At 36.8% G+C, this 16,208-nt stretch carries 21 protein-coding genes and 1 pseudogene; 12 read left to right on the top strand and 10 right to left on the bottom strand.

Features of this window, described 5'->3' with window-relative positions; all coding sequences use genetic code 11:
* Positions 1–238: 238 nt before the first annotated feature.
* The 7 genes and pseudogenes from DN392_RS18435 to DN392_RS18465 all read right to left on the bottom strand — a co-directional run.
* Positions 239–517 carry a hypothetical protein gene (locus DN392_RS18435; RefSeq protein WP_149238092.1) on the bottom strand — a complete coding sequence of 93 codons (279 nt, stop codon included), beginning with the start codon at positions 515–517 and terminating at the stop codon, positions 239–241.
* Positions 514–738 carry a hypothetical protein gene (locus tag DN392_RS31275; RefSeq protein WP_000210742.1) on the bottom strand — a complete coding sequence of 75 codons (225 nt, stop codon included), beginning with the start codon at positions 736–738 and terminating at the stop codon, positions 514–516. The genes DN392_RS18435 and DN392_RS31275 overlap by 4 nt, the downstream gene beginning before the upstream one ends.
* Positions 739–1,056: 318 nt before the next feature.
* Positions 1,057–1,242, bottom strand: coding sequence for a hypothetical protein (locus tag DN392_RS18445; RefSeq protein WP_000444252.1), 186 nt, complete (start codon positions 1,240–1,242; stop codon positions 1,057–1,059).
* Positions 1,243–1,328: 86 nt separating this feature from the next.
* Positions 1,329–1,592, bottom strand: a complete 264-nt coding sequence (locus DN392_RS18450; RefSeq protein WP_149238093.1) for a hypothetical protein — start codon at positions 1,590–1,592, stop codon at positions 1,329–1,331.
* A gap of 400 nt (positions 1,593–1,992) precedes the next feature.
* Entirely contained in the window at positions 1,993–2,745 is a 753-nt protein-coding gene (locus DN392_RS18455) for a helix-turn-helix domain-containing protein (RefSeq protein WP_149238094.1), read from the bottom strand.
* 140 nt (positions 2,746–2,885) lie between these two features.
* On the bottom strand, positions 2,886–3,803 hold the full coding sequence (locus tag DN392_RS18460) for a tyrosine-type recombinase/integrase (protein ID WP_098063806.1): 918 nt from the start codon (positions 3,801–3,803) through the stop codon (positions 2,886–2,888).
* Between the two features lie 162 nt (positions 3,804–3,965).
* Positions 3,966–4,565, bottom strand: a pseudogene (locus DN392_RS18465) (GNAT family N-acetyltransferase); the annotation flags it as partial.
* A 132-nt stretch (positions 4,566–4,697) separates the two neighbouring features.
* On the opposite strand from DN392_RS18465, the gene ytfJ reads away from it, so the two are divergent.
* The 4 genes from ytfJ (at position 4,698) to DN392_RS18485 (ending at position 6,714) form a co-directional block, all read left to right on the top strand.
* Positions 4,698–5,123, top strand: coding sequence for a GerW family sporulation protein (gene ytfJ / locus DN392_RS18470; RefSeq protein WP_000349987.1), 426 nt, complete (start codon positions 4,698–4,700; stop codon positions 5,121–5,123).
* A gap of 160 nt (positions 5,124–5,283) precedes the next feature.
* On the top strand, positions 5,284–6,060 hold the full coding sequence (locus DN392_RS18475) for an oxalate:formate antiporter (protein WP_071742734.1): 777 nt from the start codon (positions 5,284–5,286) through the stop codon (positions 6,058–6,060).
* Positions 6,061–6,111: 51 nt separating this feature from the next.
* Entirely contained in the window at positions 6,112–6,432 is a 321-nt protein-coding gene (locus DN392_RS18480) for a hypothetical protein (protein WP_000761183.1), read from the top strand.
* A gap of 69 nt (positions 6,433–6,501) precedes the next feature.
* A complete protein-coding gene (locus tag DN392_RS18485; RefSeq protein WP_000798748.1) occupies positions 6,502–6,714 on the top strand; it encodes a hypothetical protein in 213 nt (70 codons plus the stop codon).
* Positions 6,715–6,744: 30 nt separating this feature from the next.
* Here DN392_RS18485 and DN392_RS18490 read toward each other — a convergent pair whose 3' ends face one another.
* Positions 6,745–7,083: a hypothetical protein gene (locus DN392_RS18490; protein WP_001253209.1), complete on the bottom strand. Its 339-nt coding sequence runs from the start codon at positions 7,081–7,083 to the stop codon at positions 6,745–6,747.
* Positions 7,084–7,287: 204 nt separating this feature from the next.
* On the opposite strand from DN392_RS18490, the gene DN392_RS18495 reads away from it, so the two are divergent.
* The 6 genes from DN392_RS18495 (at position 7,288) to DN392_RS18520 (ending at position 13,003) form a co-directional block, all read left to right on the top strand.
* Entirely contained in the window at positions 7,288–7,968 is a 681-nt protein-coding gene (locus DN392_RS18495; protein ID WP_000160052.1) for a class I SAM-dependent methyltransferase, read from the top strand.
* Between the two features lie 94 nt (positions 7,969–8,062).
* Positions 8,063–9,751, top strand: a complete 1,689-nt coding sequence (locus DN392_RS18500) for a formate--tetrahydrofolate ligase (RefSeq protein WP_012644371.1) — start codon at positions 8,063–8,065, stop codon at positions 9,749–9,751.
* A gap of 90 nt (positions 9,752–9,841) precedes the next feature.
* Positions 9,842–10,369 (top strand): hypothetical protein, encoded by a 528-nt coding sequence (locus tag DN392_RS18505; protein WP_000460226.1) that lies wholly within the window; start codon positions 9,842–9,844, stop codon positions 10,367–10,369.
* 19 nt (positions 10,370–10,388) lie between these two features.
* Complete coding sequence (locus DN392_RS18510; RefSeq protein WP_000588609.1) at positions 10,389–11,558, top strand: DEAD/DEAH box helicase; 1,170 nt, start codon at positions 10,389–10,391, stop codon at positions 11,556–11,558.
* Positions 11,559–11,754: 196 nt separating this feature from the next.
* Positions 11,755–12,549, top strand: a complete 795-nt coding sequence (locus DN392_RS18515) for a sugar phosphate isomerase/epimerase family protein (protein ID WP_061672520.1) — start codon at positions 11,755–11,757, stop codon at positions 12,547–12,549.
* Positions 12,550–12,619: 70 nt separating this feature from the next.
* The gene (locus tag DN392_RS18520) at positions 12,620–13,003 is read left to right on the top strand and encodes a VOC family protein (protein ID WP_064056645.1); all 384 of its coding nucleotides are present in this window, start codon (positions 12,620–12,622) and stop codon (positions 13,001–13,003) included.
* 44 nt (positions 13,004–13,047) lie between these two features.
* Here the strand turns inward: DN392_RS18520 and DN392_RS18525 are convergent, their stop codons facing one another.
* Entirely contained in the window at positions 13,048–13,686 is a 639-nt protein-coding gene (locus tag DN392_RS18525; RefSeq protein WP_061672518.1) for a zinc dependent phospholipase C family protein, read from the bottom strand.
* 29 nt (positions 13,687–13,715) lie between these two features.
* Entirely contained in the window at positions 13,716–14,702 is a 987-nt protein-coding gene (locus DN392_RS18530; protein ID WP_064056646.1) for a quinone oxidoreductase family protein, read from the bottom strand.
* Positions 14,703–14,908: 206 nt separating this feature from the next.
* Between DN392_RS18530 and DN392_RS18535 the strand changes: the two genes are divergently transcribed.
* Positions 14,909–15,487, top strand: a complete 579-nt coding sequence (locus tag DN392_RS18535) for a sigma-70 family RNA polymerase sigma factor (RefSeq protein ID WP_088321661.1) — start codon at positions 14,909–14,911, stop codon at positions 15,485–15,487.
* On the top strand, positions 15,484–16,164 hold the full coding sequence (locus tag DN392_RS18540; RefSeq protein WP_071742729.1) for a DUF3600 domain-containing protein: 681 nt from the start codon (positions 15,484–15,486) through the stop codon (positions 16,162–16,164). The genes DN392_RS18535 and DN392_RS18540 overlap by 4 nt, the downstream gene beginning before the upstream one ends.
* Positions 16,165–16,208 lie beyond the last annotated feature (44 nt).

Genomic DNA, 16,208 nt, shown 5'->3' on the forward strand with positions numbered 1-16,208 from the left:
ATAGGAATACTTATGAGATAGCCGCTTTAGGTTGTCTCATTTTTTATGTCCATAGGGGATGGCTAAGGGGTTTGTGTTAGAAAAACAGCAAGTTCAAGAGTTATCTGATTGGTTCGAACGAGTGCATAAATTATAATTTCAATTACCGTAATGATATCAATGAGGAAGAAAACAAAAGAGCCGACTCAATGAGAGCCAGCTCGAAGGGGAGTGTCCTAGAGAATTTCGTTTCTTCCCCTTAGTTATTATCTTCTCGATCCCAACCCAGTAGTTTACCCTTCTCGAATATCATTACTGCAAAGTCAATTTCCCCAGTTTCCTCTCCGTCACCATCGTAGGTTACGTCTATGTAGCCGTTAGAGCTGGTACGTTCTCCTTTTCCTCCTACAAGGTCTGCAACCTCTGAGAGTGTCATCCCTTCCTCTAGGGAGTTGTATTCTTCTTCGGAGATCGTAGAACTGTTGCAGGCACTCAGCAGGATAATGCTGGACAGGAAAACAACTACTCGCTTTTTCATTGACATTCCTCCTCAGTTATTTCGTTTAAATTAAAACTAAGAGTTTTAGAGATTTTGCCAGCTCGTAAGATAACTACATACGTAAGGCCTAGTTGGAATGTATCTACTTTGCAAGCTTTATTAGTGATACGAGATAGTGAGTCTTGGAAGTTGGACACTAAAGTGTCGATCTCCTCCATAGCGATATCTAAATTAGTTGGTTGAATAGTATTTGTTGTCATAAAAAATCTCTCCCTTTAGTTTTTATTTGTTTACACGAGATAGGTAATACTTACAGGTGTACAATCATGAGTGAAACGATGTAACCAGCTGCGTAAAGAAAGCCTATGCTGCCGCCAGCTACCAAGGTTGACTTAACCCAGTCTTTAAGTTTCAACTTATTCGCCTCCTGTGAAGTCGAACCTTTACAGCTATTCCTGCTCGTGATACTATAGGGAGCAAAGAGCCTTATAGGTTCGACTGAATTGCGTAGCCTTGTTCGGTATACTCGCCAAAGTATAACTACCGAGTAGGGCTATTTTGTTTTGTGTAGTTTTAGGTTAGTCAGTTAGCTTCTTACCAGCGTACATACGAGTTAACATTTTATCGATCTTATTAGCTTTATCTACAGTGTTGATCTTGTTGAGTTGATTAAAAGCTGTATAAAACCTCTTAGCATCCTCGATGGATTCCAGCTCATAGAAGTCTTTGACTTTACCATAAAACTTTTGTTGCTTACTTTCCAATAGTCTTGCTCACCTCGTTTCCTAAGTGGCTTAATTACATATTAATTAAAAGTTCTAGAACCGTCAATACTTTTCTGGAACTTTTTTTAATCCCTTTCTTTACCCCACAGTTTACCTTTATCAAATAACAATACAGCAAACTGAATATCTCCTTCTCCATCATAATTAACAATAGTTGTATCCTCGATAGCTCCATCCTCGACTTTACCTTTACCACCAACTATGTCAGCTACTTCCTCTTGAGTCATTCCTACTTGGATGGCGTTATATTCCTCCTCGCTGATTAAAGTAGGGGAGCAAGCGCTAAGAAGGCCAACAATAATGAGCAGGGAACCAATGCGTTTAATCATTTGTATTCCTCCTTTGATTAACTGAGACAGCCTAAATAAGTGGGGGCTCTCTAGAGTGTGTACAAGCTCAGTACACATGGTATAACCTACTTAGGTACAAACATAATAAGATGACTGATAAAATTCCATACAGGGAAATCTGGAGTTTCGTTTTATGGAGTGACTCAAAAATGGAGCTGTTATTTTTACATCATATGGTATTCAATCGAGCATATACCTAATCGGTTGCCAGCTCTACAGGTACAACCCACCGAGGACTATCCTAAATTGGATAATCGTACAGGAACCAGATGAAATGCCACCCTAGTAATCAATCAGGCATAGTTAAATAGAGCCACCTCTTGTGTTAAAGCACTATAGGACAGCAACCAGATGGTAGGGATTATTACCTACAGTAATGCTACTGAAGGAAGTTGAAAAGCTTACACTTAAGAGATCGCTGAGCAGTAGATAACTTCTGAGCCAGAACTCCATAGAAATAACCATTGAAATCACGTATACGTTTAACCTTGTTGGCAAGCACACTAGCTCGTAACCCTGAGACGGCCACCTCTACAGTATCAACTAGATCGGGTGCATACTTTCGAGCAGCCAATTGAACACGACTCCATAGCTTGTACACCTTAGTTGCATCAAAGTAGGAGATAGCCGAGCTAGCGAACTCAGTAGGAACACCAGCAGCTACTAAGTGGTCTATGCCTAACTCGGCTACGTATGTATTATCTTTAGAGCTTTTAGTTTTGTAATTAATTGTATCTGTAGGAGATGGAGGCTCCTCAGCACACTCAGGAGTAGGCTCTACAGCTTCCTCGCAAGGTGACTTAGCGAGGTGACTCTCATAGGGATTGATCACTGTTATTGAAGCGCTATAGCCGCCTTTAACAGGCTTAAATTGGTTGATACGAGTAATGATTCCTAACTCAGATAAACCCTTAAGAGCACGCTGTATAGTGCGTTTAGAGTATCCTGTGAGGTCAGCTAAAGAGTCTACTTTGAGGTAGCTGACTCCTATGAATTTGCATGAGTAACAAGCAATCTTCCATAGTACTGTGCGTTCTGACTCTTTAAGTTTGTACACAGACAGGTATTCACTAATAGAATTGTCCATCTCAGTAATTGAATTAAAAGATTGGTATTTTCGTAGTTCCTTCATAGTAAATAATCTCCTTAATAGGAGCTACTTGCAGAGTGTACCTTAGGAGAGTACAATATAAGCAAATAACTCCATAGTTATTTTGTGTGAAAGAGTCCTGTCTGGCCGCCAAACTAGAGCAGGGCTCTTTTTGTGTTTACTTATAGGTCGAACCTATTGAGAGGGTTATACTTATCGTTGGATTCAGCTAACGAGTTACCGAAAGCATGTAGGTAAACCTCAGTAGTCCTTATCTGGGAGTGATGCATCAGCTTACTCAAGGTGTATATGTCCATTCCAGCTCTCAAGCAGTTACTCGCATAGGTATGTCTAAACATGTGAGCTGTAGTTTTGAATCCCATACGAACTGACAGCCTGGTGAACATTAACTTGACAGCATTCACTGTGAGTGGGTTACCTCTGTGGTCATTAAACACATGAGCAGGCAACTTAATGTAGTACTTCTCGCAGAATAATCTCCACTCGTACAACTCCCGAGCCACCTTATCTGTTAATGGAGTAGACAGGCTCTTACGATTCTTCCCAAAGATAGTGATAGTCTTATTGAGTAGATCTACAGAGTCCCACCTCATTGATACCAGCTCGCCTAGTCTTATGCCTGTACCCGCGAGGACGACTATCACGGTATGACCTCTGTAGCTATACAACGTGTTTTCCCGAGAGCGCATTCTCCTGTAGTATCTAAGCATCTGCTTTATCTGTTCGTCGGAGTACACCTTGATTGTCTTGTCCGTCTTAGCAGGCTTAATTTTATTAGTGGGATTGCTACGGATCTCTATAATGTCCTCATCCTCTAGGTATCTAAAGAATGTCTTCAAGTGCTGGAGCTTACCATTACGAGTAACTACGGCGTTTCCTCTCTCTTTGGAACAGTAGAGGAGGTAGCTCTTTATAACCTGTGGAGTGATATCCTCGATGTTAATGATTTCCTTCTCGGTAGTGAGCCAGTGAGAAAACTCATTGAGTGTATCTCCGTAGCTCTGTATTGTCCTAGGAGCTAGCCCACTGAGTTCTTTATCCTCTAGGTAATCCTTTATCATAAATCTAAGTAGTGCCATTTAGTTTCCTCCTTGAGTACGCACAAAAAGACCACCTCCATAGGCTACTTGTGAGTAACCTAGAAAGTGGTCTCTTGTGAGAATATTGTTTCTGTCATAGATAACCATTCAGCAACACCTTGTGAGGCTTGTCCTGCCTCGGTAGCTTCAACTCGCCTGTTTAACCATAGCGGATAATGAATTTTCAGCGGAAGTAGAGGCGGATGCGATGATTGCACCGTCTTTTTCAATATAGTATGTGCGTCCTGTATTTGTTTCGATAGCCTGCCTTAATATTTTCTCTGATTCATTAGTAGTCGGAAATTCAGCGATGTCACTTCTTAATTGCATAATTCGTTCTATATCATCGAGTGAGGCAAGTTTAATTGTTTCATAAATTGGTGTGCTAGGTAAGTTGTTGTCATTTAGACATTCGCAAAAATACATTTCATTTTTGGCGCCTAATTGTAGACTTGGAGCAGTTTCAAATCTTTCTACAATAGTTGACTTGCCAGAGAGTTTAAGCGGCTTATATGCGGAAAGAAGTGTCTCATAATCAATGGTAACAAAGTCTTCTTTACTATAGGGGATAAATGAATCGTGGAAGCGGAGTAAAATTGATTTTAATGTTCCATTCTCTTTAAATATGCCCCATAATTCTTGAAAATCTGTGTCATAACCGAAAGCTTCAACATCTCCAATAATAAACAAGTTAATGGCTGCTTCTTCTTTTAGGTAAGCGAATACTTGTTCATGATCTTTCTTTGTTAATTTTCGCATCATAACGAATCGACCTCTTTTTTTATTTTTCTAAATATTACAACTTAAGTTTTTTGAAATCAATATAAAATTTTATGTTTAGTTCACAAACTTTCGGAAAAACTAGGAAAGATATGACAAAGGAGGTTATGAACGGTGGATCATCCAATTCAAGGGTTAATGAAAGCGGCAATGGAAAATTTAAAAGAAATGGTCGATGTAAATACGATTGTTGGAGAGCCTGTTCAAACGGCTGACGGTGGTGTAGTGTTAACGGTTTCTAAAGTAGCGTTCGGGTTTGGAGCAGGAGGTTCTGATTTCCAAACGAATGATGGACAAAGAGCGAACGGTAACCCTGCATTTGGTGGCGGTAGCGCGGGTGGTGTTTCTATTACACCAGTAGCATTTCTTGTAGTGAATAAAGATGGAGTAAATATTCTGCATCTACAAAATGCGACACATTTAGCAGAAAAAATGATTGAGTTAGCTCCACAAACAATTGATAAAATTCAATCGATGTTCCAAAAAGATGAAAAGAAAGAGGGAAATCATCATCCTCAAAACCCAGATGAAATCCTTTAAAAACGCCTGCTCACGAGCAGGTGTTTTTTCTTGTAATCACTATGTAATAAAACACATGAAATTGTAAATAGTTTTTGAATTTTTTTCTATGTTTCTAAAATTTTTCATGTTAAAATATGCTATAGAATTGAAACATATAAAACGAAGGTGGCTAGGTGCTTTGTCTGGAGGATCTGACCAAGTAAAGAATATGATATATATTAATGGTAATCGTCGGGGTCATTGTTTTATTACATCAGGAATTACGTTTAAAGAGTTTGCAAGTAACATCCCTTCACCGCTTCATCAAGTGTTGCTTTTGAAGCATAACTTTGAATGGACAGATTTTCATTATCATACTTTATTTGAATATGTTGAGGAAGAAAATATACATAAGCTAATTCAAGCAGAGATTGATGAATTTGATGAATTTTGTTGGGTAGATTTTGATGATGCAAGCGATTTAGATGAATTAGAGCCAAAAGAAATTGCAGAGCTTTTATATTTGGCTCACAAAAAAGAACCACTTGCAAGAACATTCTTTCCGCTATTGAAAAATAGATTTGTTTATTTTTCACATGATGACGGATGGTACAACAAAGTGTATTATCGTAGAATTGCTGACTTTGTAGGAATGTTAAGTAAAGTCATTCCTTATAAACTCGGTGCTTTCGGTAAGAAACGTTTTTCTTTGTTCCAAAAATCAAAAATTTTCCCAGCAATTTCGAAAGAAGTGATCATGGGGCTTCTTCCATTAATGGAAGATGGTCTTTATATTGATCTAGCAGGGAAAATTGAGTCAAGAAGAGGTCTTGAAATTCCGGTATATGTAGTTGGTTCGTATGAAAGTACGGATGAGGTACTAGATAATATTGACGAATTGAAAGAAGAAGCACCAGAGACAGGTTGGCTCATTTTTGATAAGAAAGAACAAGAGTGGCAATGGGTTGTGGACTAAGAAAACTTGGCGCATGCAGTCAAGTTTTCTTGTCATTTGAAAGGAGTACAAATGAAGAAATATTATACAATTGTGGGTATTGTAAGTATTATTCTCGTGGCGATATTACTTATAACTTGTCCGAAAGAATCAGATTTTAAATTGTATCTAGAAGATAAGTATGCATTGAAATGTAATGAGAGTAGTTTTGAATGCACACAAAATGTAGATGGTAAAAAAGAAAGATTACAATTTGAAAGTGCAGATGCACGAAATGGTGTATTTTTTATGACTGTAAAGCAAACATTTAAAACAGAAGCTGGTGTTACGAAAGAATATAGCGGAGTAGGAATGTTTGGTACATTTCTTTTTGTTTCAGAGAAGACTTTCTAGTAATAGAAGGTCTTTTTCTTATGCTTATGTTCATATAGATGAAGTAAGACAAGCATAGGAGGGGTAGTAATGAAGAATACATGTATCGTTTGCGGTGGTGAGGAGTTTTTTTCCTCAACTTTGTATGCCCGTACGAAACAAGATTGGGCATATGCACAAAATATGTATCGATTTGAAAAGGTGTTTATTGAGCATCGGGATGAAGAAAATTATCCAGTGTTTCAAGAAATTACAGCGAAACATTGCTGTGGATGCGGTCATATTATGTTGTACCACGAATGAACACACCAAGTATAACTTGGTGTGTTTTTTTTAAAACGCTGACAAAGCAAGCGGATAGAGTAAAGTAAATAAAACAGAAAAACTACCAAAACCAATTGCTGTATATCCAAGTGTTCTTGCGCCGAAATTGACAGCTAATAAGCCGACTAAAATCGCAAGAGAGCCGAGTGTAACCGGATAAAATGCAATTGAGAAAAGCGAAAGAAATAAAGCGACATAGCCTACCATTGCACCGGTATTTGTACCTTCTATTTCATTTGCAATTTCTTTACGCTTATGTCTAATTGGTATGCCAGTTGGTGATATTTCAGCTGCATACTCTTCGTTTTTTTCACCACTTTTAAAATGATGATTTCTCTTTCTTCGCATGTACATCCCTCTCTTTCAATTGGGTGTACCTATAGTATCTTACATAAAGAGAAGAACATGAGTATGAGTTAAACCCAAGTAAAGCAAAAATTGGAGAATAAAGATTCCATTATTAGCTTGTACATCTCCTAGTGAAGATAAACAGGAATTTTGGAAAATGATGTAGAATGAAATGAGTGATAAAACGTGAAGGCGGGGGAATGTATGACGAAATTTAATTGGCATGAATCAGCAGAGAAAAAATGGGATAGTAGTGCAGAATTTTGGACTCAAAATAGTCAGGAGATGTGGGATAGCGGGAGTAGGAGTACAATTATTCCATTTTTTGAACAGTATGTGAAGAAAGAAGCTCAGGTGCTCGATGTTGGTTGTGGGGATGGATACGGTACATATAAATTAAGTCGAGCGGGCTACAAAGCAGTTGGAGTAGACTTATCAGAAGTGATGATTCAAAAAGGGAAGGAGCGCGGAGAAGGACCGAATTTATCTTTTATAAAAGGGGATCTTTCTTCCTTACCATTTGAAAATGAGCAATTTGAATCAATTATGGCAATTAATTCTTTAGAATGGACCGAGGAACCATTACGAGCATTAAATGAGATAAAGCGCATTTTAAAAAGCGATGGGTATGCATGTATTGCAATTTTAGGACCGACAGCAAAACCTCGAGAGAACAGCTATCCTCGTTTATACGGCAAAGACGTTGTTTGTAATACGATGATGCCTTGGGAATTTGAACAGTTAGCGAAAGAACAAGGTTTTGAAGTTGTAGATGGCATCGGTGTATATAAGCGCGGAGTAAATGAGAAGATGCTAGGTCAACTACCTATCGAGTTACAACAATCGTTAACATTCTTATGGGTATTTATGTTAAAAAACGTATAAAGAAATGAAAGAATTTTTAGGAGGTAAATAAGTGCAGAAAATACAAAAAACTGATACAATATCATCAGAACCAATTAAAGGGGGACTAGGGTATATGACAACTACTACAACAGTTAAATCCGACATTGAAATCGCACAAGAAGCGAGTATGAAGAAGATTCAAGAAATTGCAGCTGAATTAAATATTTTAGAAGATGAATTAGAGCCATACGGACATTATAAAGGTAAGTTATCTCTTGATATTTTTAAGCGCTTACAGAACGAGAAAGACGGTAAAGTTGTTTTAGTAACAGCGATTAACCCAACTCCAGCTGGAGAAGGTAAATCAACAGTAACAGTTGGTTTAGGTCAAGCTTTTAATAAAATTGGTAAGAAAACAGTAATTGCACTTCGCGAACCATCTCTTGGACCAACGATGGGGCTAAAAGGTGGAGCAGCAGGTGGTGGTTTTTCACAGGTTGTACCTATGGAAGACATTAACCTTCACTTTACTGGAGATATTCATGCGATCACAACTGCTAATAACGCGTTAGCGGCGTTTATTGATAATCATATCCAACAAGGAAACACACTTGGGATTGATACGCGTAAAATAGTTTGGAAACGCTGTGTTGACTTAAATGATCGTGCCCTACGTAACGTAGTAATTGGTCTTGGTGGACCAGTTCAAGGTGTACCACGTGAAGATGGTTTCGATATTACAGTGGCATCTGAAATTATGGCCGTATTCTGCCTTGCAACAGATATTCAAGATTTAAAAGCACGTCTATCTCGCATCGTAGTTGCTTATAACTTTGCAAATCAACCTGTAACGGTTAAAGATTTAGGTGTAGAAGGTGCGTTAACATTATTATTAAAAGACGCATTAAAACCAAACTTAGTACAAACGTTAGAAAATACACCAGCTATCATTCACGGCGGACCATTTGCGAATATCGCTCACGGTTGTAACAGTGTTATCGCTACAACAATGGCAGCAAAATTAGGTGATTATGTTATTACAGAAGCTGGATTCGGTGCTGATTTAGGTGCAGAGAAGTTTTTAGATATTAAAGCTCGAGCAGCTGGCATTAAACCAGAAGCAGTTGTTATTGTTGCGACTATTCGTGCGCTTAAAATGCATGGCGGCGTAGCAAAAGATCAATTAAAAGAAGAAAATGTAGACGCATTAGCAAAAGGTATGGAAAACTTACAGAAGCATGTTGAAACAATTCAAAGCTTCGGTGTACCTTTCGTAATTGCAATTAATAAATTTATTACAGATACAGATGCAGAAGTTGCATACTTACAAGAGTGGTGCAATGAGCGTGGCTATGCAGTATCCTTAACGGAAGTTTGGGAAAAGGGTGGCCAAGGCGGAGTTGACCTTGCTGAAAAAGTATTAAAAGAAATCGAAAAAGGTGAGAACAACTACGCACCACTTTATGAATTAGAATTACCATTAGAAGAAAAAATTCGTACAATTGCTCAAAAAGTGTATGGTGCAAAAGATATTGAGTTTGCTCCGAAAGCACGTAAGCAATTAGCTCAATATGAAGGAGAAGGATGGAGTAACCTACCAATTTGTATGGCTAAAACACAATACTCTCTTTCTGACGATGCAACAAAATTAGGTCGTCCATCTGACTTTATCGTTACAATTCGTGAGCTAAAACCATCAATTGGTGCAGGGTTTATCGTTGCGTTAACAGGAACAATGTTAACAATGCCAGGCCTTCCAAAACAGCCAGCAGCACTACAAATGGATGTAAATGAAGATGGAAAAGCAGTAGGTTTATTCTAAAAGGTTGTAATTCATCTCGTTTATCTGTAAACTATATATACATCAAGTGGCGCCTTTCCATCGAAAGGCGCCTGTTTTTTGGAGGAAATTATGTTTGATCCAACTGCTTTTGATAATTTAAAAGTAATCGTAGAAGGTGCTGTTTATGATTTTGATTTACATGGAGATATTCTTGTAACAGATCGAAAAGACATGATGGACCTTGCCTCATTAAGTCGTATATACCATATTTCATTTCAATTAACAGAACCGTTCGAACCGGTAGTAAAAGCAACATTTTCACTATCTGTAGATGCAAAGAACTTGTCTGGTGAAATATTGGAAGTACCACAATTTACACCAGGTTGTGAAATGAAGTTAGCATTTTCATTCCCGATAGAAAAGCCAGAGGTAGTGTGTGAAGAAATTGAAACTTTCATGCATTCTATATGGGGAAAAGAAAGAATGATTACGCAGAAAATTTCATACGAATATAATAAGCAAGCGATTTCATATCATAATAAGGTAGAGGTTCTATTTCAAAAAGCGATTACAGAAGACCATGTTGATGATTTAATAGCTGTTATTTCACACATGATAGAAACGGTGCGAACAATACAACATTTTCTTCAAAAATAGAGATAAAGGAGAAAAACAAATGATAAAAGATATGCAACCATTTTTACAACAAGCTTGGGAGAAGGCTGGTTTTAAAGAATTAACTGAAATTCAAAAACAAGCGATTCCAACTATTTTAGAAGGACAAGACGTTATAGCTGAATCTCCAACTGGAACAGGAAAAACATTAGCGTACTTATTACCCCTTTTACATAAAATCAATCCTGAAGTAAAACAACCACAAGTTGTTGTTTTAGCGCCAACACGTGAGCTTGTCATGCAAATTCACGAAGAGGTTCAAAAGTTTACAGCAGGGACTGAAATTTCAGGGGCATCTTTAATTGGTGGTGCAGATATTAAGCGCCAAGTTGAAAAATTAAAGAAACACCCGAGAGTAATTGTCGGTTCACCAGGACGTATTTTAGAATTAATTCGAATGAAAAAGCTAAAGATGCATGAAGTAAAAACGATTGTATTTGATGAGTTTGATCAAATTGTAAAACAAAAGATGATGGGCGCAGTACAAGATGTAATTAAATCTACAATGCGAGATCGTCAATTAGTATTCTTCTCGGCGACAATTACAAAAGCGGCAGAAGATGCTGCACGTGATTTAGCAGTTGAACCACAATTAGTACGTATAACACGTGCAGAGTCAAAAAGCCTAGTTGAGCATACGTATATCATTTGTGAGCGACGCGAAAAAAATGATTACGTAAGAAGAATTATGCATATGGGCGATGTAAAAGCTGTTGCTTTCTTAAATGACCCATTCCGTTTAGATGAAATTACTCAGAAATTGCAATTCCGTAAAATGAAAGCAGCAGCTCTTCATTCAGAGGCAAGTAAGCAAGAGCGTGAAGCAACGATGCGTGCTTTCCGCAGCGGGAAATTAGAAATTCTACTTGCTACTGATATTGCAGCACGTGGAATAGATATCGATGATTTAACACATGTAATCCACTTGGAGTTACCAGACACAGTAGACCAATATATTCACCGCTCAGGACGTACAGGACGTATGGGTAAAGAAGGAACTGTCGTTTCTCTTGTAACACAACAAGAAGAGCGTAAATTACTTCAATTTGCAAAAAAATTAGGTATCGTGTTTACGAAGCAAGAAATGTTCAACGGATCATTTGTAGAAACGAAACCGAAAGCACCAAAGAAAAAGAAACCAGCATTTACTGGGAAGAAAAAACCTAGATAAATAATTAGGGAGACGTAACTATTTGTAGTTACGTCTTTTTTGTTTGTAATTCAATAACAAAGGGAATTTAAATGTACCCATATTATAAGAAATATCGATAAAGGTAAATTATTTCTCATTTAGTTTTGTACAAGGAAGTAATATAAAGAGAGTCGAATATTAAACTGATGCGAAATAATAAAAAGAAGGTACATATATGGATAGGAAATTAGGAATGTTTTTAAATACGAAACATATTGAAGTAAATGAAGGAATAAATAAGGCGAGAGAATGGAATGTAGAATGTATTCAATTATATGCTATGAATAAGAACTTCAACTTAGCTAATATTCCAAGGGTAGAATGGAATACTTTAAAGAAAAGCTTATCTTTTAATGGAATAAAGGTTCCATCATTAGCAATTAGCTTTGGAGAAAATGGAATTGTGGGAACGGAAGTTGACAGTGAAATAGATCAGTTTAAATACATTACTGACAGAGGTTTGGAGCTAGGAGCAAAGATAATAACAGCTCATATCGGGGGAATTCCAGATGATGAAAAAAGTGAGTATTATAATAAAATGGAACAAGTTTGTTATGAGATAGGGGAATTAGCACTCAAATTTGGAGGGGTTTTTGCAATTGAGACTGGTTCTGAAAAAGCGATAGTGTTAAAAAGATTTTTAGAAAATATAAATTCAAAAGGACTAGCGGTTAACTTTGACCCAGCAAATTTAATAAGTAATGTAAATGAAAATCCGGTAGAAGGTTTATTACTATTAAAAGATTATATAGTACAAACTCATATTAAAGATTGTAAAGAAGTAAAAAGTGATAGTTCGAGTAAGTATATAGAAGTAGCAGCAGGAAATGGTGAAGTGGATTTCGATATATTCTTCAAGGTATTAGATGAAATTAGATTCGACGGATATAACATGATTGAAAGAAATGATTACTTTGACGAATTGGATGGGATGAGTCAGTCGATAAATTTTGCAAAGAAGTACATATAAATTCAAAAGGAATAACGGTAGCACCTGTAGAAACCTACATAGAATATAAAAACCATTAGGGGGAAATGAAATGATCCATAAAGTTGGACAAATTATGTTGTATGTAAATAATCAAGATGAGGCAGTAAATTTTTGGACGGAAAAGGTAGGGTTTCATGTAGTTGCAGAGGAAGATAACAAGCAAGGAATGAGATGGATTGAAATCGCTCCGACTAACGGTGCAGAAACGAGTATCATACTACATAACAAAGAAGTTATTTCTAAGATGAGCCCAGAATTAAATCTTGGTACACCATCTTTAATGTTCTTCTCAGAAAATCTTGATCAATTATATACAGATTTAAAAAATAAAAATGTTACTGTTGGTGAAATGGTAACTATGCCTTCTGGTAAAGTATTTAACTTTGCTGATAGTGAAGGCAATTATTTTGCGGTTATGGAAAAGAACAAATAATAATATTGCTATGTGAAAATCCCCCTCAAATATATTGAGGGGGATTACATGTTTGAAGTGGATTTTTCATTAGAGAGTTGATTAATATAAAATACGCCTTTTTCAATAGCTGTCTCAATATAACCAATGATTTGATTAAACGTAAATACTTGTAAGTCTTCATGCAAATGTTGCTCCGGATACAACATATCTTCAAAAAGATACTTCCGAAAAGCTAATATGTTTTCTTTAGAAACTTCTTCAATATCCACAATGTGAGCCTCTTGGTTGAGAAGAGAGAAGAGCTGCTGTTCTGTATCGTAATGATGAAGCAACTTTGCATTTAACAATTTAAAATCGTTATAGTACATAGGTGCGATCGTTTCGTCATTTTCTATTCTATTTTTTAGCCATGGTAGAAAAAAGCCACTTAGCCAATTGTCATCGGCAATGAGATGGGTGTAATAGCCAAGAAGAAAAGGGGAATCCATATGAGCTTTATATTTTTGAAAAAAAGAATTGAAATCTATCCTTCTCGTATAGTTTTTCGTTGTGCCAGCGTAAAAGTGTGAAGTTCCTTTTTCTTCTGCTGAATGAACCGCATCAGGGGCCACACCTCCAAGTATGAAAGAAGTTTTATCTTGAATAGATAATTTCTCGGCAATCCTGTTAGCGATAATAGCATGCATAATTCGTGATCCCATGAATGACACCTCGGTTTCAAGTATTCATTTCAGGAAGAGGACTGAACAGTTAGTATTACTTTCCCTGTACTTTTTCTACTTTCGACCCATTCATGTGCTTTCCCTGCATCTTGAAGTGGAAAAGATTTCGTGGCTTTAATTTGTAAACTTCCGTCACGCAAATAGCGGAAAACTTCATTTGCAGTTTCTTGGAGGAGTTCAGGACGTTTTTTTCGTGTAGTGCCGAAGCTAAAACCGAGTATAGAGCGGCAACTTGCGTGTAAATCTTTCGTTTGAAAGTTACCAATTTCACCGCTTGCATTACCGAAATGAACGAGGCGACCGTAATAAGCAAGACATTTTAAACTTCTTTCCGAAACCGTTCCAGAAATAGAATCTAAAATTACATCGACCCCTTCGCCATTTGTCAGCGCATTGATTTTCTCTACAAAACCCTCATCTTGATGACAAATAACATAATCAGCTCCAGCATCTAAAGCGATTTTACCTTTCGCTTCATTTCCAACAGTACCGATAATTGTTCCAGCCCCTAATAGTTTAGCAAGTTGAATTGCTGTCGTACCAATTCCACCAGCCGCTGCATGAATGAGTACAGACTCACCTTGTTGAAGCCTTGCAACATTTGCGAGTAAATTATAGCTTGTAAAAGATACAATCGGACAAGCAGCTGCAGTTTGAAAATCGACGTTATCAGGTAAAACGAAAGTAAGGTTTTCGTTTGCGACAACGTATTCTGCGTAAGATCCATTTTGAGGAAAAGCAATGACACGTTGTCCAGGATAAATATTTTTCACTTGAGAACCGACACGTTCTACAATACCAGCGGCATCTATCCCTGGTATAAAAGGTAGTGCTGTATTTCCTTTTTTACCATAACGGGATTTAATATCGGCGAAATTTATACTAGTAGCAACAACGCGAATCAAAACTTGATCTTCTGAAATAGTCGGCATATCCACATCTGTATATTTCATCACTTCAGGACCACCGAACGACGTTACAATGATAGCTTTCATATACATCCTCCTAAATTTGAATATATATATTATTTTAAATCTTTATTAGAAATTGGGAAATTATATAATTGTTATGCAGGGTTATAAGTGAAGCTTATGAAGTCATTGCATCATTATATTAATTTATTTGAAAAAACTTTGAAAGAAATCGAACGAAATATCGTTTTCTTGCCAATATATAGTGTAGGACAAAGGAGGGATGGTACATGAAGGGGGAAACAGTGTATACAGATTTAATCCAATTAACTTTATCAGGCAATAAAGAAGCGTATGGCGAATTGTATGATAAAACGATTCAAGAAGTATATAAAACAGCATATTTTTTAATAGGTGATAAAACGGATGTAGATGATGTCGTTCAAGAAATATACATACAACTATATGAATCGCTTCGTAAGTATGATGGTGAGAAGCCATTTCGTCCTTGGCTAATTGGACTTGCGATTAAACAAATTCACTCTTATAGAAGAAAGAGGTGGATGCGACTACGCATTATAAAAAAAGCAGAAGAACAAAGAAAACCAGTGCAAATTGATTTTTCTAATGATGTTGTAAGTAAAATATCAAATCAAAAACTAATCGAACTCATTCATAAATTACCGTATAAATTGAAACAAGTTATTATCTTAAGATACTTACACGATTACACTCAAGAAGAAGTAGCACACATATTACATATTCCAATCGGTACAGTGATGTCTAGAATTCATGCGGCATTAAAGAAACTACGTCAAAAAGAGCAAGTAGAAGAAATCTTTTTAGGAGAGGTAGGGAATGTGAAATGAGCTTAGATTGTAGAGTTAGAGAATCTATACAAGAAGAAGCGAAGGGGATTATTGCTCCGCCGGAGTTAAAGGAAAAAGTAATTGTCCAAATAAAAATGAAGAGCGGGGGAAGTAAAAGGAAGAAGCGCCTTATCGCAGGGGTGCTTGCAGCAGTATTTTTAATCCCAACGACTGGTTTTGCTTACCAATCTATTATGGCGGATGGTATATACGGATCGTTTGAGAATTTAAAAAAACATGCTGGAGCAATGACATTAGAAGCGTATATGCGTTTTAATGCAAAATTATCAGAAGCGAAAGATGAAATGGGTGCGAAGGAATATGAAGAGTTTACAACAGAACTAAAGAAATTAACAAATGCAAAACTTGAGTACGGGGATTCGAACGGTAATATTGATTATGATCAATTATCACTAGGAAAAAGAGAAGAAATGAAAAATTTAAGTATGAGCCTTCAACCATACTTTGATAAATTAAATGGTCATAAATCTAGTAAAGAAGTATTAACACAAGAAGAGTTTGATCGCTATATGGAAGCTTTAATGACACATGAAATAGTACGAGTGAAGACTAAATCAACTGGTGGAATAAAAGTAGAAGATATACCTGAGGCGTACAAAGAAAGATTTATGAAAGCAGAGCAGTTTATGGAGTATGTAGATGAAAAAGTGCGATAAATAAAAAAGCTCATAGCCTAAGCTGTGAGCTTTTCTTATTGAAA

The sequence above is a fragment of the Bacillus sp. BB51/4 genome, assembly GCF_008368845.1.
In the GTDB taxonomy this organism is placed as follows: Bacteria; Bacillota; Bacilli; order Bacillales; family Bacillaceae_G; genus Bacillus_A; species Bacillus_A wiedmannii.